The following is a 21,212-nucleotide window of genomic DNA, read 5'->3' on the forward strand; positions in this document are numbered from 1 at the left end:
CAGCCACAGGCAGTAGTAATTTTTTCAAAGCAATCCCTAAAGTTGTTCAATGCAGACCTGAGGTCTGTCAGTTATGGTGCTCATGGTATAAAAGGGTTTAATGAAAGTAAATCAGTGCAAGAGAGGCATTGATGAGGTCAAACGGCAGAATTTCGATAATTGCTGGCATCATTACGGTATTTTGCAGGCTAAATCTTAGTATTATATCCAGCATATACCCAAGCTACTTGAATGCGTCTCAGCTCCCTCAAACTGGTGCTTTAGGTAGTTTGGTTATAATAAGAGCCGTCTGCTCGCTGTATGCTTACACTAATAATTAATAATTCATAGTAAGCGCTGGTTTCTTTCAAAGATAAAGTTGCGGTTATCCCAGAGTAGATATAGCAAAGTGTGCAGAAAATAATGTAACGGCCTTTTTTTGTTGTTTACTAAGTGAGTCATATTATGGATTCGATTATTAATGATCTGACCATATTTTTGCCACTTTAATAAATAATATAATCTGCAATACCGCCTTATATTGGTCATAGGCGAAGTTGTTTTATTGGAAACTTATTATTGTTACGGATGATAGTAATAAGTTTCTCTTACTTATTTTTGTATTAGTTGTAAATTACATCTATTATTCATTGTTGGTGGATAATCATACCAATGGGTACTGGCAGAATTGTTAGGTATGGTAATAATGGTGTATTCAGAATGAATGGCCACTCAATAACAATCATTTCATTGTTGGAATATAAAATTTAATTGGCAACCATTGGTATAAATAAGTACGACTTCAATTTCATACCCCGCTTGAAGTCGCTTAATTAACTAGTGGTTGCCATTAATCTCTCACCACAGCGGCGACAACGATATTGGGTTTGTCCGCGTACAATTTTATTATGACGCCGAATTGATAATGGCACGATGCCACAATGGCATTGGTAGTTAAAGCTTTGTGCTTGGACTGAGACCACATCAAAATTATGGGTTGTTTTAGGCACAACATTAAATAGCTTAAGCATTAACTGTTGCCACTCTTTACCATGAGGTCTGACTCGACCATAAAGCTGATAGCAAAGTAGATGACAAATCTCATGTGGCAGTACTTCATCAATAAATGCTTGCTTGTTTTCACTAAAGAGCACCGCATTAAATCTAAGTTTGTTGGTTTGTAAATGCGCGGTTCCCGCACTCCTACCGCGTAATTTGAAATTCACTTCTGGCCGAGGGAATGAACGTTTAAGCTGCTTTTCTGCATGTTGATAGAGCTGCTCTAACCGCTGCATAAATTGTTGCACAGCGGTCTCTTGCTGGTGATTAACTGGTGACATGAAACTCTTATTATTGAACTCTTTATTGTGGATTGCTGGCATGCTGATTATCAGCGCGAATAGCGGCTAAGATCATCTGCTTAGTTTGCTCGACTAATTGTGCCATTTGCTCAGCATTATACTCGTTTATTTTAGGCGTATGTATATGGCCGATAGGAATCGACTTATTAGCTAGCTGCATGGCACGAATACTACGGTAAGATATTTCGTTAGATAAATAACCACCACCTGAGCCTGCAACCGAAACTTTACCATCAAGCTCACTTAATGTCGTAGGGCTAATATCTGTATCTGATACGGTGGCAACTTGATGATTATCATTAATCTGCCAAGGACCCTTAACTTGCATCATTGCCTTTGCGGGTAAGCTAAATTCAACAAATTGAGCCCCTTCTAGCGGTTTGCCATTGAGTTTTGGGGGCTGTGGATTTTGCTTGCTGGCACCAGTATAGAAATTTTGATTATCAGGTGCTTTTGCACTGCGATTAAGCGCGGGGAAGCGTTCTAAATCAAATTGTTCTCTGCCCATACTGACCGTGATTAACATATCGATTTTATCTGTTGCCACGTAGGCATCGACAATCTTTTCAATTAACCCTTGGTCAAAATCACTGAAACGCACCGGGATTAGGACCGTTTCAATATGAACATTGATATTACCTTGTTCAAACTCAAGGTTATCAAGCGCTAACGCCACCACGCCTGAGGGATTACTTTGGCCGATGTTGCGGTCTAAAAAGAACGGATCAAATCCAGTCACCAGTACATTGTAATTGTCTGCTTGATAGTTAATATCACCAAAGCCGCGGCTGTATTTTCAAGAATATCAATCGCACGAGGGCCCTTGTTATGTTCAGGATGATTGACGATATCTAACTCTTTTAAATAGGCGCGTAATTGTAAGCGAGACCAATATAGTGGGCGGTCATCTAATTGTTGTTGCTGCACATCATTGATAGCACGTTGCCATAGTTGATTACCCGTGGCGATAGCTTGCCGATCACTAATGCTGTCATAACTTGGGGTATGCTTGATAAAGTCAGTCACAATGGGTTGGTAGCGTTGACTGATATCAGGTAGCTTTTGAGTCGCTTTAGCCACTCGTCTTTCTTCTATATCAAGCGATGAAGCGGCGCTCATTAAAGGTAATAAGGCACCTGCTACAATTAGGTTGCGGTAAATAGACACGCTTTCTCTCCCTGAAAATCGATATAGGACTCAGTATGGGGGATTTTTTAGACAGCAGCAATAGATTACCGTTTTGGTATTAGTGTGAATGAGTCATCTTACATCATCAGCGATTGCAGTGATTCTTGGGTGCTAAAACGTTTCGTAAAGTAATCTAAAAAGACACTAATATTGGTTGCAAGTTGACGCCTGCTTGAATAGACGCCGTAAACTTTAAAGGCTTCCATTGGCCATTCCGGTAACAACGGCACTAAACGGCCATCGGCCAGTTCAGCTTTACAGACAGAATGAGATAACATGGCAATGCCGTAATCATCAACGGCAAGTTGCTTCACCATAACGGCACTATTGACTCGGACTTTTCGCTTAAAACTGACCATGGTTTTGTTACTACCACGACCAACGGGCCAAATAGGCGCTGAACGAGAAGTTCCCAGTAAAATACCTTTATGTGTCGCTAATTCTTGCGGGGTCGCAGGTGTACCATTATTCTTTAAATAGTTGGGACTGGCGACTAATATAGGCTGTCTTTCGAATAATAAACGCGCAACTAATTCAGATGATTGCAGTGGACCATACTTAATTGCGATGTCATATCCTTCACCAACTAGGCCAACATCGTTATCCGTAAACTGCACATCGAGTTCAATATTAGGATAGAGGCGTAAAAAACCACTGCACAAATTGGCGATTAATTCCTGATTAAAGGAAACTGGTATAGCCACTCGAAGTGTACCTGAAACATCACTATGGGTGCTTTCAATTGTTGCCTTAGCCGCTTCAACTTCGTCTTTTATTGCACAACAATGTTGATAGAATAATGCGCCAATCTGGGTTAGACTCAGATTCCTTGTGTCGCGGTGCAGTAGCCTGACGCCAAGTTGTTCTTCTAATTGAGCAACTTTCCGACTAATGGTTGATTTCGGCAAACCAGTTTCTCTGGCAGCATTTGAAAATCCTTTAGCGTTAACTACTGCGGCGAACAGTATCATACCGTTTAAATCGGGCATTTATTTCCCACTGTCTCAAATATGGAACAAAGCGTCTATGGCAGTTTAATGGTATTTGATCGGATAACAAAGTTATATTTATTGGCTAAAAATTTACAGAGGCTTAAGCAGAGGGAATTTTAGATGACCAGCACCAAACAGCCCGAATCAATGACTCAAGTTTTAAGTCCAGACCCGCTATTCTTAAAAGCGGAACATTTGGCAAAGGATTTTTCTCTGTTTCCAAAGCATAGTAAACAGAGCCTATCAGATGAAATTAATGGTCTGTTAGATGATGATGCAATTCAGGCGAATTTAAAAGCCTTATCTGAGTTGGACGTGGATGGTTATGTTGCCAAGGTGATCCAGCCGACATTAGATAAGAATCGCCCGGGTGCAAAACGCATTATTGCCGATTTAAAAGGCAAGATTATTTGCGAAACCCATACAGGGTCATTTTATAGTGCCGAAGTTGAATTACATTTCGACACTGGCGTACGTCGTATTGGCTTTATTGCTCAAGAACGTTCTACCGCGAATGGCGCATGGATGCCAGAACATCACATTGCATGTTGTAATGCGATTCGTAAGTTTGCGCAGATGTCGATGCCAATTGTGTATCTTATTGACACACCGGGCGCAGATGCGGGTGAATTAGCTAACAGCCATAACCAAGCACACTCAATCTCTAAAGCGATTGCTGAAAGTGCTAACGTTGACGTACCGACTGTCGGTATCGTTATTGGCGCAGGTTATTCAGGTGGTGCAATTCCATTAGCTGCGGCAAACATTTTGCTTTCACTCCGTGACGGTATCTTCAATACCATTCAGCCACAGGGTTTGCAAAGCATTGCGCGTAAGTACAACTTGTCTTGGCAAGAATGTGCGAAGAGTGTGGGTGTGGCGCCAGAAGAGCTATATCACACAGGCTGTATTGACGGTATTATCGATTTTTCACCATCAGATCGTGATGAGCGTCAGCATAATTTACGTCGTGCGATTATTAGCAGTATTGAAGCGGTTGAACGCGCTGCAGTTAATTTTGTGCGTGAATCAGATGACTTGCGTCAACACTATGACCGCAGTTTAGATCGTTTCCTTAACCCATCTAAAAGCATTGAGCAGTTAGAGTTAAATGGTGAGCTTGCGGTTGCTGACAACCCAACCATGCACCTTAACCTATTTGGTTCAAGCTACCGTTATTTACGTTACTTAACGCTACGTAGCCGTATTCATTCAATCAGCCAAGAGCAGTATGGTCGTTTGTCTAAGGTGAGCGTGCCTGAAGGTGACTTAAAAGCGCGTATTGCGAAAGAGCAGCAGAAAGTATTCCAGTCATGGTTATCTAACCCTGACAAACTAGTTTATGACGAAGAGTTAAATAAGCTATGGGGTAACTTTACCTCAAAGCGTGATGACATCTCGACTGAACGTAACATGCTAACTCGTTTGATTTTAGGTGAGCCAAAAGAGAACTATAAAAAAGCGCGCAAGGCGTTAATGTTCAACATTGGTTGGTCTTTGTATCATCGCTGGAAGAGCAATGCGGCTAACAACTTTAAAGCGTTAATTCACTATCTTGAGAGCCTTCCATCAGAAGTGACTCAAGTGGATTGGCCTGAGCTAAACCAATTAACAGTACTTGATGTGATTGTTCATGATGAATTACGTGAAGACTTTATTTGGCAATGCTACAACATTTTAATTTTTGATTCATTGTATGATGGCGTAGTGGGTAACTTAGCGTCTATTGCTAAGGAAGCGATGCTTTCTAAGAGCCTATCGCGTCACTCTGTTGATAATATGCTGCACAATTCAATTGACCGTGCACTATCAACTCAAGATGTGGCTAACGATAAGAGCAAGTTCTATAAGTGGCTAAAATACTTTATGGATCAATCAAACCGCGCTGAACTACTGACTCGTACTGAGCAGTGGAAGAGTGTTGGTTTCCCACAATTAAACGACAGTTTATTTGTGATCTTAACTTACTTCTTTGAGCGCCTATTACCTGAGTATTTTGACAGTGAGCAAGATACTGCTAAGTATACTGGTGCGATTAACCCTGTGCGTATCGGTCGTCGTAAAGACTTCTGGAATCGCTTGACCATGGGTTATCAAGATTTATTGATTCAAAAAGTACTGCGTGACGAAAAAGCGACTGGCAAGATGACTTGGCAGAATGTGATTGCTGAGTACTTCACCCAGTTTGATGAGTTAAATGCGGATAAGATGTCTGCTAACTCACTTAATTTCCCTGGTTTCCGCTTATCAATTGAAGATGCGCTTGATAAAGGTATTCGCCCTTGTGGTTTGATTACCGGCCTTGCTGACTTTGATCATGATGGCAAACAGATGCGTGTTGGTGTGGCAGTATCAAATACGGCATTCCAAGCAGGTGCATTTGATATGGCCAGTGCTGAAAAGTTATCTGCGCTATTAATTGAATGTGCTAAGCGTCGTTTACCTGTTATCTGTTTTATTAGTTCTGGTGGTATGCAGACTAAAGAAGGTGCAGCTGCGCTATTTTCTATGGCTGTCGTTAACGACCGTATCACTCGTTTTGTGCGTGATAACGAACTGCCTGTATTGATGTTCGGTTATGGTGACTGTACTGGTGGCGCACAGGCAAGTTTTGTGACTCACCCATTAGTGCAAACTTATTACCTATCGGGTACTAATATGCCGTTTGCAGGCCAAATGGTGGTACCTGCGTACTTGCCATCAACTGCGACGCTGTCTAACTACTTATCAAAAGTACCGGGTGCGATGAACGCGTTAGTGCGTAATCCATTCAGCGAAACACTTGATGATCAATTAGCGGGTATCGATCCATTAATGCCTATGCCACATCAAGATATTGAGCATGTGATTGCTAATGCCGTATCGTCATTAGTGATTGAAGCTGAAGTTGCTGATGATGAGATTGTGCAAAATGATCCGCGTGCATTGATGAAGCCAATTGATAAAGTGTTAATTCATGCTCGTGGTTGTACTGCGGTTAAATTGATCCGTAAAGCGCATGATAACGACATTAATGTTGTGTTAGTGGCATCAGATCCTGATATGACTTCAGTGCCTGCAGATATGCTAAAAGGCAAAGATAAACTGGTTTGTTTAGGGGGTAACACCTCAGATGAAAGTTATCTAAATGCTTATTCAGTATTGAAAGTGGCTGAGTATGAGAATGTTGATGCGCTGCACCCAGGTATTGGTTTCTTATCTGAAAGCCCACAGTTTGCGGCATTATGTGTAAATAATGGCGTTAACTTTGTTGGTCCAAGCGTGAACAGCATGACTACTATGGGTAATAAGTCGAATGCGATTAAAACATCGCAAGCGCAAAATGTCCCTGTAGTTCCGGGTTCACATGGTATTTTGACTAATGCTGAACAAGCGGTAAACGTAGCCAATGAAATTGGTTACCCAGTATTGCTTAAAGCAGTACAAGGTGGTGGTGGTAAAGGTATTCAAGTTGTAGAACGTCCACAGGATATGATTGGTCATTTCCAAAGAACCTCTACTGAAGCCGCTGCTGCATTTGGTAACGGTGACTTATACCTTGAAAAGTATGTGACTTCATTGCGTCATATCGAAGTACAGTTACTACGCGACCAATTTGGTAATGCTAAAGTATTGGGTATGCGTGACTGTTCAGTACAACGTAATAACCAGAAAGTGGTTGAAGAGTCTGGTTCAACCATGCTGTCTGATGAATTGAAGCAAAAAGTGTTCGAATACACTCGCGCTTTAGGTCATGCCACCGATTATATGGGCGCGGGTACAGTTGAGTTCATCTATAACCTAGATGCGAATGAAGTGTACTTTATGGAGATGAATACACGTCTTCAAGTTGAGCACCCTGTAACTGAAGCGACTTCTGGTATTGATATTGTTTCTGCTCAGTATGATATTGCTGCTGGTCGTTCAATTGAAGATCTAGAGCCGCAAGACACTGGCTATGCAATTGAAGTGCGTGTGACAGCTGAAAAAGCGGCATTAGATAGCCATGGCGTATTACAGCTACTACCTAATCCGGGCATGATTACTGAATGTGTAATGCCAGAGCGTGATGATATTGAAATCATCTCAATTGCGGCAGAAGGTAAAGAAGTATCACCTTATTATGACAGTTTAATCGCGCAAATTATTTGTCGCGGTGAAAGCCGTGAAGATGTGGTTGCTAAGTTACTTGAGTACTTAAACACTGTAGTTATTCGTGGTATCGCAACTAATATCCCGTTATTAAAGCGTATCTTAAAAGATGGTACCTTTAATGAAGGTGTGTACGATACTAACTATCTACCACGTTTAATGGCTGAATTGGATATTCCTGAGCTTATTGCTGAGATGGAAGCCGCTGCTGATACTGTTAAGGTTGATACTGAGTCGCTACGTGTTGGCGAAAGTAACGAACTTAAAGTGTTGGCACAAGGTGCTGGTATTTTCTATACCTCACCAGCACCAGGTGAAGCTGACTTCGTTAAAGAAGGTGATATTGTTGATGTTGAACAAACGCTTGCATTAACTGAAGCGATGAAGATGTTCTCTCAGATTTCATTATCAAGCTTTAACCGTCAAGGTGCTGAATTATATCCAACCAATCAGAAGTATCGTATTGAACGAATTCTAAATGGTAATGGTCAGCAAATATCTCAAGGTGATTTAATGTTTGTGGTTTCACCTGTTGAAGCATAAAAATTAGTCATAAAGTGCATTGATAAATACCCGTCCTCTGTGACGGGTATTTTGTTTTTAACAATTTGTTAGCGGCTATTGCTGATAAAAAATACCTTTTTTAGCCCAAAAAGTGATAGCAAAAACTTTTTGAGTATAAAAAATGCACAGCAAAACTGACAAAAACCTCACACTTTCATTAAATTATCGATTGTTCTGCATTCTTATTGTGAAAAGTTGCACAGGTTGTTTGCAGCGGAGCAGGTTCCCCATTACAATATGCGCCTAAATCTGATGTGTGGTCTGCCAAATTTTATGGCATACTCCGTCTACTTTCTTAACTAATCAAAAAAGTTGAATCATGACCGAATTATCCAAATACAGAAACATTGGTATCTTCGCTCACGTTGACGCGGGTAAAACCACGACCACAGAGCGTATCCTTAAGCTCACCGGTAAAATCCATAAGATCGGTGAAGTACATGATGGTGAATCTACTACTGACTTCATGGAACAGGAAGCTGAGCGTGGTATTACTATTCAGTCTGCAGCAGTAAGCTGTTTCTGGAAAGGTTACCGCTTTAACGTTATCGACACACCGGGCCACGTTGACTTCACAGTTGAAGTATATCGTTCTCTTAAAGTGCTTGATGGCGGTATCGGTGTATTCTGTGGTTCTGGTGGTGTTGAGCCTCAATCAGAAACTAACTGGCGTTATGCTAACGAATCTGAAGTTTCACGTATCATCTTCGTAAACAAGTTAGACCGTATGGGTGCTGACTTCTTACGTGTTGTTAAGCAAACTAAAGACGTTCTAGCTGCTAATCCACTAGTTATGGTTCTACCTATCGGTATCGAAGATGAGTTCTGCGGTGTTGTAGATCTACTAACTCGTAAAGCTCACATTTGGGATGATTCTGGTATTCCAGAAAACTTCGTTATTGAAGATGTTCCAGCTGACATGGTTGACTTAGTTGAAGAATACCGTGAAATGCTAATCGAGTCTGCTGTTGAGCAAGACGACGATCTAATGGAAGCATACTTAGGTGGTGAAGAGCCAGCTATGGAAGACATCAAGCGTTGTATCCGTGCTGGTACTCGTACAATGGAATTCTTCCCTACATACTGTGGTTCTGCATTCAAGAACAAAGGTATGCAGTTACTATTAGATGCTGTTGTTGATTACTTACCATCTCCTACTGAAGTTGACCCACAGCCGTTAACTGACGAAGAAGGTAACGAAAACGGTGAATTCGCAATCGTTGATCCTGATGCTCCACTAAAAGCATTAGCATTCAAGATCATGGATGACCGTTTCGGTGCATTAACATTCGTACGTATCTACTCTGGCCGTATTAAGAAGGGTGATACCATTCTTAACTCGTTCACTGGTAAGACTGAGCGTGTTGGCCGTATGGTTGAGATGCAAGCTGACGAACGTAACGAACTTGAATCAGCACAAGCTGGTGACATTATCGCTATCGTAGGTATGAAGAACGTGCAAACTGGTCACACTCTATGTGATCCTAAGCACCCTTGTACACTAGAAGCGATGGTATTCCCTGAGCCAGTTATCTCTATCTCTGTTACGCCTAAAGATAAGGGCGGTAGCGAGAAGATGGGTATCGCAATTGGTAAGATGGTTGCAGAAGATCCATCATTCCGCGTTGAGACTGACATCGATTCAGGCGAAACTATTCTTAAAGGTATGGGTGAATTACACCTAGACATTAAGGTAGACATTCTTAAGCGTACTTACGGCGTTGACCTAGTTGTTGGTGAGCCTCAAGTTGCATACCGTGAAACTATCACTCGTGAAATCGAAGATAGCTACACTCATAAGAAGCAGTCTGGTGGTTCTGGTCAGTACGGTAAGATCGATTATGTGATCCGTCCAGGCGAGCAAAACTCTGGCTTCACATTCAAGTCTTCAGTTGTTGGTGGTAACGTTCCTAAGGAATTCTGGCCAGCAGTTGAGAAAGGCTTCGCATCAATGATGAACACTGGTACCGTTGCTGGTTTCCCTGTGTTAGACGTTGAGCTAGAGCTAACTGACGGTGGCTTCCACGCAGTTGACTCATCAGCTATCGCGTTCGAAATCGCTGCTAAAGGCGCTTTCCGTCAATCTATGCCTAAAGCCGGTGCACAACTTCTTGAGCCTATCATGAATGTTGACGTATTCAGCCCAGATGACAACGTTGGTGACGTAATTGGTGACCTTAACCGTCGTCGCGGTATGATCAAAGATCAAAACGCTGGTGTTACTGGTGTTCGTATTAAGGCAGACGTACCGTTATCAGAAATGTTCGGTTACATCGGTCACTTACGTACTATGACATCTGGTCGTGGTCAGTTCTCTATGGAGTTCTCACACTACAACCCATGTCCTAACAGCGTTGCTGAAACTGTTATTGCTGACGTTAAAGCTCGTGAAGCTGCTTCTAAGAAGTAATAGTTAAGTAACTTGTTACTAAAAAAACCCGCTAATTGGCGGGTTTTTTGTTATTTGATATTGAGCAAATAATTGACAACAAAAAAGCGGCCTAAGCCGCTTTTTATATGCAGTGAATGCAAGATGTTATTAGTGCATTTTCATTTGCTTAAAATAGTGCGTACGTAACGCCTTCATACCTTGCTTATCACCGTTGTCAGCTGCTTTTTGGAACCATGTGCGAGCCGTTTCTTTATTGACATCGACACCATAACCATTGAAGTAGAATACGCCGACAACATAGTAAGCTTGTGTATTAGTTGCTGCAGATTGTTCAAATAGACTTAATGCCTTTTTAAAGTCCTGTTCAACACCTGTACCCGCTGCATACATATTTGCGAGGTTAAATTGTGCTTCAGCATGACCTTGGTCGGCAGACTTTTGATACCACTCAATGGCTTTAGCATCATCTTCAGTAACGCCTTTGCCTTCGTCGTACATCAAACCAATCGCATTTTGGGCTTCTTTTAAGCCTTGGTTAGCTGCCAGTTCATAAAGCTCAATTGCTTGCTTTAAATCGTTGTCAGAGCCTTGTAGCTCATAATAGTTTGCCAGGTCAAATTGCGCGCCCGGGATCCCTAACTGGCTTTGGATACGGATCTCTTTTAGTTGTGCTTCGTCAACGTTAAGGGTGGCATTTGTTGTTGGTTTCGCTTCCATAGCGTGTAAACCAAAACTCAGTAGCGGCAACAGCATCAGTGGCGCAAATTTTTTTAACATTATGATCTACCAAATTAAGTTGTAGGGCATCCAAGATGCTTGAAAAGTGATTTATCAGCAGCTTGGCTAAATGCAGTAAAAACGGTTACTGCGAAGTGTCGCAAGCATACAAATAATTTGGCTAAATGGGGGGACACCATGTGGTGTAACTGGGAAGCAGCTCGCATTTTTTGCTAACTTTTGTTCAAATATGCGAGCTTGCTCTTACGTCAATTTTGACTCGACTACTTCACTTTTGCTAATGACAGTAATGCCTGAGCCGCGGGGGTGAGCGGTAAGTTCTTACGCCAAATCATCGCTAAGTCCCAAGTGATTTCAGGTGTCATTGGAATATAGACTAATTTATTGGAGCCAATCTTATTACAGATGGGCTCTGGCAAAATAGCAATGCCCATATGTGCCTCAACCATGGCAGCAAGAAAATCCCATTGGCCACTACGAAACGCAATATTGAGTGATACCCCTGATTTGGTGCTGACATTACGAATAAGCTTCGCTAGCGAGAAGTCTTCGTTGTAGTTGATATAAGGGTAGGGCGCTAAATCTGTCCAATGCAAGCTATGTTGGCTACTGAGTGGATGATCGTTAGGTAAACAAACCATGAGCGGGTAACGCAATAATGGTAGTGCGGCTAATTGATCTGAGTGAGTGAGTGGTAGTGCTGTAAAGGCGATATCTAGGGTGTCGTTAAGCAGTGCCTGCTCACAACCAAAGCCACCATATTCATGCATTTGCAGTTCAATACCCGGATAGGTACGGATAAACTCAGTTAACAGATCGATAATCAAACTGCTCATCATTGGGCATACCCCCAATCTTAACGTGCCTGTTTTAAGGCCATTAAGATTGCTCATGTCCTCTTGCAGTCGATGCCATTGACCTACAATTTGTTGCGCTCTATGTTTGAACACGATACCCGCTTGGGTCAGTTCAACCTTTTGGTTGTTACGGATCAGCAGCTGTTGTTCAAGATTTTCCTCTAACCGTTGGATCATTTTAGTGAGCGTCGGTTGGGTTAAATACATGCGTTCTGCCGCGCGAGTGAAATTTCCTACTTCAATTAGGGTAAGAAAGCACTGTAATGTTCTGATGGGAATATTCATTCTAAAATGGAATAGACTATATTTGATTAATTCATTTTACTAATAACTGTAGCATATTTATAGTAGCTGCATCGAATTAGTGAAGAGATTTTTCTGATGAATGCTAGTCAAGGTCTATGGGTTGGATGTCTATGGCAAACAGCTGCTGCCTCTAGTCAAGAAACAGAGGAACCTCAAGCAGCTGAGCCTCAGCTGAGTGCTATCCCCGAATCTGTATCTGAGGATACCAAGTTAGCGTAACGGCTAATACCTTTTGGTTTTGATTTTATTAGAACTGAAAGACATTGCGAGTAATTGGATTGAGGAATTTTTTGCCTCTATTATGCCCTGAGCCTCCCCGGTTTAGGTTTTTTTTTGCTTGAAATTTACGGCGAGAAAGTGACGTGTTGAAGCCGAAAATATTCAGCTCCAACGTGAAATTAGTGGCGGGTTAGTCTTGTAGCAATTCGTGATTTTCAGGTAATTGACGGGTAATCCAAATAATCAGTCTGTGCTTCATATTGGGGCCATCTTCTTTATCTTCTGGTAGCGGTGTGATCAGTTTATCGTTGATTAAGAGGCGGTAAATACATTCGATTTTATCGCGATTGGATAATCCCTGCGGAAAGGTTTTATAACCTCGTTTCATGGCATATCCTTCGCCAATCTCTAGTGCTAGTTTGAATAACTGTGCTTCATGTTTAATTTTTTTCATCGACACTATCCTTATAACAATGCTGAGAATTAGCCTAAATAACAATGACTAATTCAGTTGTAGATGGAACAGGTATTGACGTTGAAACTACGACTAATCGTTGTATTAAACATAACACATTGAGCTAACTAGTTAAGTACTAGTTAGCTCAAATACGACAAAATAATTAGATTTATTCTTTGTCGGTCAGGTTGCCTACATGTGCTTGAGTGTTACTTGCTTGCGGTGTATGACATTGAGTACATGAGTAGTATTTGCCATTAATATCGCCCTTTAAATCACCTAAATGCGACGTAGGAATACTGGTCGCTTTCATGCGTTTCGCTTTTGTTGGCGCATGGCAAGTCAGGCAGCGATTAGTTTTTAAATTAATAGCGTAGTCTGCTTTATGCGGAATTAACGGTGGTTGCTCGGCAAATGTGCGCGCAATACTGTCACCACGCTTTGGATATGAGGCCATTTCTGGGGCTGGCGCCGTTTCAGTAATAGCTACATTACCCGCTAAAGAGGTTAAGTTGACGCTAGCAGCTGTTTGCTGATTTGATTGACCACTACATGCAGTGAGTAATAGCAGTGTTGCAGCGGCGATAAGTTGTAATTTCATAGTGATTACCTTTACGGACATTGCCGTTATAGGGCTGCATATAGATGCAGCCATCTTATGACCGCTTAAGCGGTGACCTTATATACTTTTACTGGACACTTTTTAAAATCCGTCTCTTTAGATAACGGATCTGTGGCATCTAGGATCAGCTTGTTGACCAGTTGGCTCGCATCAAAAAATGGCATAAACACCACGCCTTGAGGCGGCTTATTACGACCTTTGGTCTCCACTCGGGTTTTGACTTCACCACGAGGCGAAGCGACAATCACTTCATCACCTTGTTTTAAACCACGGTCTTTCGCATCTTGTGGGTGCATAAAGATTTGTGCATCAGGGAAGGCGCGGTGTAGCTGTGAAACTCGACCCGTCATGGTTGCAGTGTGCCAATGCTCAAGTACGCGACCCGTTGACATCCATAGGTCATACTCTTGGTTAGGCTCTTCTGCTGCTGGCTCATAAGGCAAGGCAAAAATGACCGCTTTACCATCTGGTTTACCATAGAATTGGAACGCTTCATTTGAGGTCACATAAGGGTCACTACCTTTGGCGAAACGGTAACGAGTCTCTTTTCCATCAACCACCGGCCAACGTAGACCACGGCTTTGGTGGTATTGATCAAATGGCGCTAAGTCATGCGCTTTACCGCGACCAAATTGGGCATATTCTTCAAAAATACCTTTTTGAATATAGTAGCCAAAATCTTCAGCTTCTTGGTTTAGTGCGCCTTGGCATTCGCTGCTCGGGAACTTATTAATTTCACCATTGGCAAATAACACTTCATATAAAGTCTTATCGGCATATTGTGGCATTTTGGCAATTAATTCTGCAGGCCAAACTTCGCTAACCTTAAAGCGTTTTGAGAATTCAACCAGCTGCCATAGATCTGATTTTGCTTCACCCGGCGCATTGATTTGCTGATGCCACATCTGAGTACGGCGCTCGGCATTACCATAACACCCTTCTTTTTCGACCCACATTGCTGTTGGTAAAATGAGGTCCGCAGTGAGTGCAGTGATGGTTGGATAAGGATCCGATACTACAATAAAGTTCTCCGGGTTGCGGAAGCCCGGATAAATTTCATCATTGATATTTGGGCCTGCCTGCATATTGTTAGTACACATGGTCCAATAACAATTAAGTTTGCCATCTTTTAGCATGCGGCTTTGTAATACAGCGTGGTAACCCGGCTTTGGTGGAATCGTGCCTGCTGGTAGTTGCCAAATTTTTTCAGTCACTTCTCGGTGCTTTGGATTCATCACTACCATGTCTGCTGGTAGACGATGCGCAAAAGTGCCGACCTCACGGGCTGTACCACAAGCTGATGGCTGACCTGTTAGTGAGAATGGGCTATTACCTGGTGTGGAAATCTTACCTGTCAATAAATGCAGGTTATAGAGCATGTTGTTGGCCCATACGCCACGAGTATGTTGGTTAATACCCATGGTCCATAAGCTCATCACTTTGATATTAGGATTGGCATATGCCTCTGCTAATTCTTGTAATCTCGCGACCGGCACACCACTCATTTGGCTGGCGTATTCTAGGGTATATGGCTTTAAGAATTCAGCATATTCAGCAAAGCTAATCGCATGTGATTTGCCATTACCTGGGTTTTTAGCTTCATTTCCAATGGGTGATCAGGACGTAGACCGTAACCAATATCATCAACACCCATGGCAAATTTGGTGTGTTTATTCACAAACTCTTTATTAACCGCATTATTAACAATAAGGTAGTTTGCTATTGCGTTTAAGATCACTAGGTCTGACTGCGGCTTAAATACCATTGGGTTATCCGCTAAATCAAAGCTGCGGTTTTCAAAGGTAGACAAGACATGGACGCGGCAATGCGGATTACCTAAGCGACGGTTTGATAAACGTGACCATAAAATCGGGTGCATTTCAGCCATGTTAGCGCCCCACAATACAAAGTGGTCAGCGGCTTCTAGGTCATCATAACAACCCATAGGTTCATCAATACCAAAGGTACGCATAAAGCCGACTACAGCTGATGCCATACAGTGACGGGCATTAGGGTCGATATTGTTGGTACGGAAACCGGCTTTATGCAGTTTTGATGCTGCGTAGCTTCCCATACCGTCCATTGACCCGAGCCGAACATGCCGACTGATGAGGGCCCTTTTGTCGCAAGGGCGTGTTTCCACTTTTGTGCCATTATGTCAAAAGCGGTATCCCACGAAACTGGCGTAAATTCACCTTCTTTATCGTATTGACCATTGGTCATACGCAGCAAAGGTGTTTCAAGACGGTCTTTACCGTACATGATCTTTGATAGGAAATAGCCTTTAATACAGCATAAACCACGGTTTACAGGGCTTTCTAAGTCGCCTTTAGTGGCAACGACTTTACCATCTTCAGTACCGACCATGATGCTACAACCCACGCCACAGAAGCGGCATGGAGTTTTGTTCCAGACGATTTTGTTAGGTGCGTCAGCGGCTTGTACCATTTTGATCGGTAAACTAGCACCAATTGTTGCGGCCGCAGCCACAGCTGCATTGGCTTTAATAAACTCTCTACGGCTTATTGACATAGATACTCTCACTTATTCAATTAAATTGATTCAACATGGTGGTAGATCAAGCTGCTAGATATCACACCTTGGTATTGATTGATGGTTTCAATGTGGTCAAGCAGATGGTTGGAGTGCTCACCTTCAATGGTGACAATGAGCTTGCCATCTTGATCGTGGCTATGCAGCTCTAATCCAGCGAGTTGGGTAAGTTGCTGGATTATGTGTTGGGTTTGCTGTTGTATCGTATGGATGACTAGGCTAATTACATGATATTGCTGCTGCATAAACATCTCTTTAAACCACATATTAATTAAGGTTAATTTATGGAAGCGCAGACAAACTAGAAATACCTCCTTGGAGGTATTTCTAATATTGGTATATGAAATTGTGAGCTAGCGCATTATTTGCACTTAATAACCGGTTAGCTCCATGTAACCGTCACCTTGATGACTGCCGCTGAATTGAATTGGTCCTTCCCAATAAGGGATACTGAGCGGCATATTGGCATTGGGGTTAAGCGCATTAATGGTGATATCGAGCTGCTGTGATGGGATAGTTAAGCGCCACGATACTGGATAATTAGCGGTAGAGGTTTGTTGCCATGCCTGTGCCGTCATCTGGATATCGCTGCTGGCAAGCGGTTGATTCGAACCATCTGGTTGCATTAAATTACCCGCGTAAAAATGGGGTTGGCCACTGGCTTCATCGGCACGTAATTGGAATAGCATTAAAGTCGTTTGGTTGTTAAAGCGCAGGGCAAACCAATCCCATCCTTGCTGACTATCGGTTAAGAATTGCGAACTCCATTCTCGATCAAGCCAGCCCATGCCACTCACTTTTTTGGTGATACCGGCAAGGGTGACTTCACCCGTTATCTGTATATAGGGTTGACTATAGTAATAGGAGGCCACATCTGCCGCTGCATTTTTAACGCTATAGCCTTGCTGACCTTGTAATTGCAGTGGTGCGCTGGCGCTTAATTGTAATTGGTAGCTAAAGTCATCCTCTTGTACTGATAAAGAAGCGGGGAATAGATTATTTGTACTGCCTTGCCAACGCCAATTATCGATAAATACAGCAAAGGGATTAGCGCTGACGCCAGCGAGCTCCGGTATGCCTCGGCTCCATTTCTCTTCGGCCCAATGTTGCTCTTTTGTGGTAATGGCACTGTGCGCCATATAAAGTTGGCTGGCTTGCCAATCCTGTGGTAATTCCTCTGTATTTGGGGTTAGGCCAAATCGAAACTGGGTCCATTGCAGGCCAAGCGGCTGGCCTTGCTCGTCAATAAGGTTGGCGGTGAGATACCACCACTCTTGTCTGAAATCATTATGGGCTTGATGATCGGCTGGAAAGCTAAATTGCTTCTCAGGTAATACTTCTGCGTATTGCGCTGTTGTCGCACCCAGTAGATTGCCCATTGAACGTGATTCAGACTCTGATTCAGCTGCGGGCTGGCAAGCACATAATGTGATCAATAGACCGGTATAAACAAACGGCTTCATAGCACCTCCTGTTGTAAGCTATGAATGGTCGGCTTACGGGTTTGCCACCATAATGGTAGGCTGATCGCGATTAAGCTGGTGAGGACTGCGGTCACGATGGCTTGGCCATACGCTTGCCAATCCCACAAGATAGGGATAGTCCAACCAAAGGCTTGTAAGGTGACTTTGTTGATTAATAAATAACTGAGTAAACTGCCCATCGGTAGGGCAATTAAACAGGTAAATAGCACGATGATGAGCATTTGCACGACCAGCATGAGCCGTAACTGTATTTTACTGACACCTAAAGCCGTCAATCTCGCTAATGGTGCTTGTCTTGCCTGAGTCAGCATTAAACAAGCACTAAATAGGCCAATTGCTGCGACAATTAACGTCAAACTATTAAGGGCGACCGTAATAGAGAATGTGCGATTAAAGATGGTAATGGCTTTAGCTCGTACAGAAGTTTGATTGAACATCTGTCTTGGCAGCAATCCCACCTGTTGTTGCAATTGTTGCTCTAATTCCAATACATCACCTTGATAACTGGCTCCAATACCGTTGGGTTGAGGGTGTAACCCAAGAGCTAACCATGCTTTTTGATTAAACTGAATTTGGCCTTTGGGATTACCATAATCGTAATAGATAGCACCGACGGTTAACGGGGTCTCAGGTTGGTGCTCAGTAAGATAAAGCTGATCGCCGGGTTGCAGATTATGTTTAATCGCCATCGGTTCACTGATCATTACCACTGAACCGGCTAGAAATTGCGGCCAAAAATTATCGATATGTTGTTTTAGCGGGCTGGTATCGATTAAGGTCTCATCATCAAATGACACTAATGAAATAGGTAAGCCTTGATATTTATCTTGGCTAAACCATTGATAATGCAATGCAGTGACATTTGGATGCTGTTTTAAGAAGGTTTCAGTTGCCTCGATTTTAGCGGGTTCAGGATTGGTATAAACATCGGTATGTAAGCGGATATCAAGCCATTGCCTTAAGGTATGATCAAAACTGCCAACAAGTGTATTCATGGCAATATTGGCACATAAGGCTAATAAAATGGCCATCATAGCTAATGATAATGGCGCAATCAGCTCTTTGGTTTCAGCCAACATATAGCCTTTAAGACCCGAGAGTTTTAACCGGGTTAAGCCTTGGCTCATACGCTGTAAAGACCAAGGTAATAATAGTGGAATAGCAAGGGTCACCAGTGCCATTAGGATTAAACTAAATTGAAATTGCTGTGAAAAGGGTAACAGTAGACCACTGACGAATAGCAAAGCCACCGCGGCCATGGCTTGATACTTAGCTGAGCGATAACCAGTATGATATTGATTATGTTGACTGGCGCCTTGCGCTAGAGGTTGACGACTAAGATTCAAGTACAGGGGAATACTAGCCAGTACAGCGGCCAATAGGGTCAGTATGATGGCTTGCAGCAACCAGCTCCAATGCCAAATTCCCGGTAATAAACGCGCGTTATAGAGGCTTTCAATCGTGACAGCAATCATTGGCTGTAACCATTGACTCAGTTGCAGGCCCAATACAAAGCCTATTACAGCGCCAATAATCACCATCACGGTTAATTCGCTAAACAGTGCTAGCATCAAATGACGACGACTAATGCCACTTTGCAGTAGTTGCACTAATAGCTTTTGCCGTTTCATTAAACTGTAACGCACGCCGTTATAGGCGATAAAGAGGCCGACAATAAAGGCGAGCATGCTCATGGCATTGAGGTTGAGGTGAAAGCTATTGGTCAGCGCCATTAATGATTGGCCTTGATCTTGTACGCTAAAGACAAGATCTGCGGGCAGCAAATCAGCGGCTAATAATGCTTGTTTAAGCCCTTGCTCTGGGTAAAACATCGCGATATAGCTGAGCTGCTTTGGCGCATCAAGTAACTGCTGCGCAAAGCTGATATCTGCCAGTAAGGTATTGCCTAGGCCATATCTGTCATCTAATACCATCAGTTCGATTGTTTGGCCATTAAGGGTGATGTTATCTTGTAATCCCAATTGATCTGCAAATGATTGACTGGTGACAAGCAGTGGCTCAGCCATCAGTAGCCGAGCCATCGGTAGGGTTTGGTTACTGATGGTCTGCTGACCTTGAAAGTTGTCTTGGCCTGAGTTGAGCGACAGTGCCGCAATAATATCACTGCCATATAAAGGATAAGACTGGTTGTTATTGTCATACACTTTGCCACGGATCACGGGCAATAAATTACTGTAACCTGCATGACGCAGGGCAAAGTAGTAGTCTTGATTAAAGTAACGTTGGCTGTCTGGAGGATTTAACCTTACATCCGCTCGCTGGCTCAGTAATTCAGTGGCATTTTGGTAACTGGCAATGGCACTTTCATTGGTGGCTCTGACACCAATAAGCAGGGTAATAGCAAGTATGATACCAATTAAAATCGCTCCTGCTTGTAGCGGCGCGCGGCGATAGTGGTGCCCAAAAACCTGTAAGCAGACCAAGCTGCTATTGAGTTGGCTATTCATGAATATGGCCTCGTCTTAAATGCCAACGGCGGCTCATAAAATTGGCGCACTCTTCGCTGTGAGTTACCATTAAAATACTGCTATTGGCATCTGCGGCCAGTGAACAAAGCAACTGCATGACTTCTTGGCCTGCTTCAAAGTCCAAGTTGCCTGTTGGCTCATCGGCTAAAATCAATGAGGGTTTATGTGCTAATGCACGAGCAATGGCAACACGTTGTTGTTGACCGCCTGAAAGAGTATCGATATGTCGATTTAACAGTTCCTTTAAGCCTAGTTTGTCGCTGAGATAATCACACCAATCATTCCATTTGTGTTGATTGAGTGATAATTGAAATTGAATATTATTGGCAACTGTTAATGGCGACAGTAAATTAAATTGCTGAAATATCACGCCCAATTGGCTCCGTCGATATTGACTCCACTGTTGATCTTGCCATGAGCTGGTGGCGACATTATTAAGACGTAACTCTCCAGTATCATAATGCTCAAAACCGCCAATTAAATTGAGTAAGGTGCTTTTGCCACTGCCACTTGGACCTGTAAGGGCAACCGTTTCACCTTGTTCAATGGTGAGGCTAATTTGGTCGAGCACTTGATGCAATTGCAAACCATCGGTAAAACTCTTGCTGATCTGTTTTAGCTCTACAACTGACTGAGACATAGTGCTTCCTTGTTCATCAACCAGCTTGGGTCATCCAATTTTTAAATCCATTATGATAAATATTATCACTGAGTGTTAATTAAATGTGATGCGCGTCTTTGAAAAATTAAGTTGTCTTACTGATCTAAAATTTAAAAACGTGACATATGTCACGTTGGTTCTAAATGATTTTGATACAATCTTTCGCCTATCTGCGCGCAATAGCGTCAGATAATCCGTTCGGATGAAGGTAGCAGGAGA

Annotated in this window: 15 protein-coding genes and 1 pseudogene; 3 read left to right on the forward strand and 13 right to left on the reverse strand. The window is 42.7% G+C overall.

What is annotated here, in order from left to right; translation table 11 throughout:
• Window positions 1-812: 812 nt before the first annotated feature.
• From JCM15074_RS14060 to JCM15074_RS14070, 4 genes are all read right to left on the reverse strand, one after another.
• Window positions 813-1,319 carry a SprT family zinc-dependent metalloprotease gene (locus JCM15074_RS14060; protein ID WP_234400239.1) on the reverse strand — a complete coding sequence of 169 codons (507 nt, stop codon included), beginning with the start codon at window positions 1,317-1,319 and terminating at the stop codon, window positions 813-815.
• A 22-nt stretch (window positions 1,320-1,341) separates the two neighbouring features.
• Window positions 1,342-2,079: a PA0049 C-terminal domain-containing protein gene (locus JCM15074_RS23715; protein ID WP_051536907.1), complete on the reverse strand. Its 738-nt coding sequence runs from the start codon at window positions 2,077-2,079 to the stop codon at window positions 1,342-1,344.
• Window positions 2,076-2,507, reverse strand: coding sequence for a PA0049 family protein (locus JCM15074_RS24970; protein WP_051536908.1), 432 nt, complete (start codon window positions 2,505-2,507; stop codon window positions 2,076-2,078). The genes JCM15074_RS23715 and JCM15074_RS24970 overlap by 4 nt, the downstream gene beginning before the upstream one ends.
• 98 nt (window positions 2,508-2,605) lie before the next feature.
• Entirely contained in the window at window positions 2,606-3,517 is a 912-nt protein-coding gene (locus tag JCM15074_RS14070; protein ID WP_025821774.1) for a LysR family transcriptional regulator, read from the reverse strand.
• Between the two features lie 123 nt (window positions 3,518-3,640).
• On the opposite strand from JCM15074_RS14070, the gene JCM15074_RS14075 reads away from it, so the two are divergent.
• Together JCM15074_RS14075 and fusA are read left to right on the forward strand one after the other, a co-directional pair.
• A complete protein-coding gene (locus JCM15074_RS14075; protein ID WP_025821775.1) occupies window positions 3,641-8,194 on the forward strand; it encodes an ATP-binding protein in 4,554 nt (1,517 codons plus the stop codon).
• 340 nt (window positions 8,195-8,534) lie between these two features.
• Window positions 8,535-10,625: an elongation factor G gene (gene fusA / locus JCM15074_RS14080; RefSeq protein ID WP_025821776.1), complete on the forward strand. Its 2,091-nt coding sequence runs from the start codon at window positions 8,535-8,537 to the stop codon at window positions 10,623-10,625.
• A gap of 129 nt (window positions 10,626-10,754) precedes the next feature.
• On the opposite strand, the gene JCM15074_RS14085 is transcribed toward fusA, so the two are convergent.
• Both JCM15074_RS14085 and JCM15074_RS14090 read right to left on the reverse strand, forming a co-directional pair.
• Window positions 10,755-11,384, reverse strand: coding sequence for a tetratricopeptide repeat protein (locus JCM15074_RS14085; RefSeq protein WP_025821777.1), 630 nt, complete (start codon window positions 11,382-11,384; stop codon window positions 10,755-10,757).
• A 224-nt stretch (window positions 11,385-11,608) separates the two neighbouring features.
• Window positions 11,609-12,487 (reverse strand): LysR family transcriptional regulator, encoded by an 879-nt coding sequence (locus JCM15074_RS14090; protein ID WP_025821778.1) that lies wholly within the window; start codon window positions 12,485-12,487, stop codon window positions 11,609-11,611.
• Between the two features lie 96 nt (window positions 12,488-12,583).
• Between JCM15074_RS14090 and JCM15074_RS24380 the strand changes: the two genes are divergently transcribed.
• The gene (locus tag JCM15074_RS24380; RefSeq protein ID WP_159105298.1) at window positions 12,584-12,727 is read left to right on the forward strand and encodes a hypothetical protein; all 144 of its coding nucleotides are present in this window, start codon (window positions 12,584-12,586) and stop codon (window positions 12,725-12,727) included.
• 190 nt (window positions 12,728-12,917) lie between these two features.
• Here JCM15074_RS24380 and JCM15074_RS14100 read toward each other — a convergent pair whose 3' ends face one another.
• From JCM15074_RS14100 to JCM15074_RS14130, 7 genes and pseudogenes are all read right to left on the reverse strand, one after another.
• Window positions 12,918-13,181 carry a DUF5062 family protein gene (locus tag JCM15074_RS14100; RefSeq protein ID WP_025821779.1) on the reverse strand — a complete coding sequence of 88 codons (264 nt, stop codon included), beginning with the start codon at window positions 13,179-13,181 and terminating at the stop codon, window positions 12,918-12,920.
• A 172-nt stretch (window positions 13,182-13,353) separates the two neighbouring features.
• A complete protein-coding gene (locus JCM15074_RS14105; protein ID WP_025821780.1) occupies window positions 13,354-13,785 on the reverse strand; it encodes a nitrate reductase cytochrome c-type subunit in 432 nt (143 codons plus the stop codon).
• 65 nt (window positions 13,786-13,850) lie between these two features.
• Window positions 13,851-16,338: pseudogene (gene napA, locus JCM15074_RS22280) on the reverse strand (nitrate reductase catalytic subunit NapA).
• A 20-nt stretch (window positions 16,339-16,358) separates the two neighbouring features.
• Complete coding sequence (locus JCM15074_RS14115; protein WP_025821781.1) at window positions 16,359-16,604, reverse strand: chaperone NapD; 246 nt, start codon at window positions 16,602-16,604, stop codon at window positions 16,359-16,361.
• Window positions 16,605-16,730: 126 nt separating this feature from the next.
• Window positions 16,731-17,822, reverse strand: coding sequence for a lipocalin-like domain-containing protein (locus JCM15074_RS14120; RefSeq protein WP_025821782.1), 1,092 nt, complete (start codon window positions 17,820-17,822; stop codon window positions 16,731-16,733).
• Window positions 17,819-20,311: an ABC transporter permease gene (locus JCM15074_RS14125; protein ID WP_025821783.1), complete on the reverse strand. Its 2,493-nt coding sequence runs from the start codon at window positions 20,309-20,311 to the stop codon at window positions 17,819-17,821. The genes JCM15074_RS14120 and JCM15074_RS14125 overlap by 4 nt, the downstream gene beginning before the upstream one ends.
• Window positions 20,304-20,972, reverse strand: coding sequence for an ABC transporter ATP-binding protein (locus JCM15074_RS14130; protein WP_025821784.1), 669 nt, complete (start codon window positions 20,970-20,972; stop codon window positions 20,304-20,306). The genes JCM15074_RS14125 and JCM15074_RS14130 overlap by 8 nt, the downstream gene beginning before the upstream one ends.
• Between the last annotated feature and the right edge of the window lie 240 nt (window positions 20,973-21,212).

This window comes from Shewanella marina JCM 15074, assembly GCF_000614975.1.
Taxonomy (GTDB): Bacteria; Pseudomonadota; Gammaproteobacteria; order Enterobacterales; family Shewanellaceae; genus Shewanella; species Shewanella marina.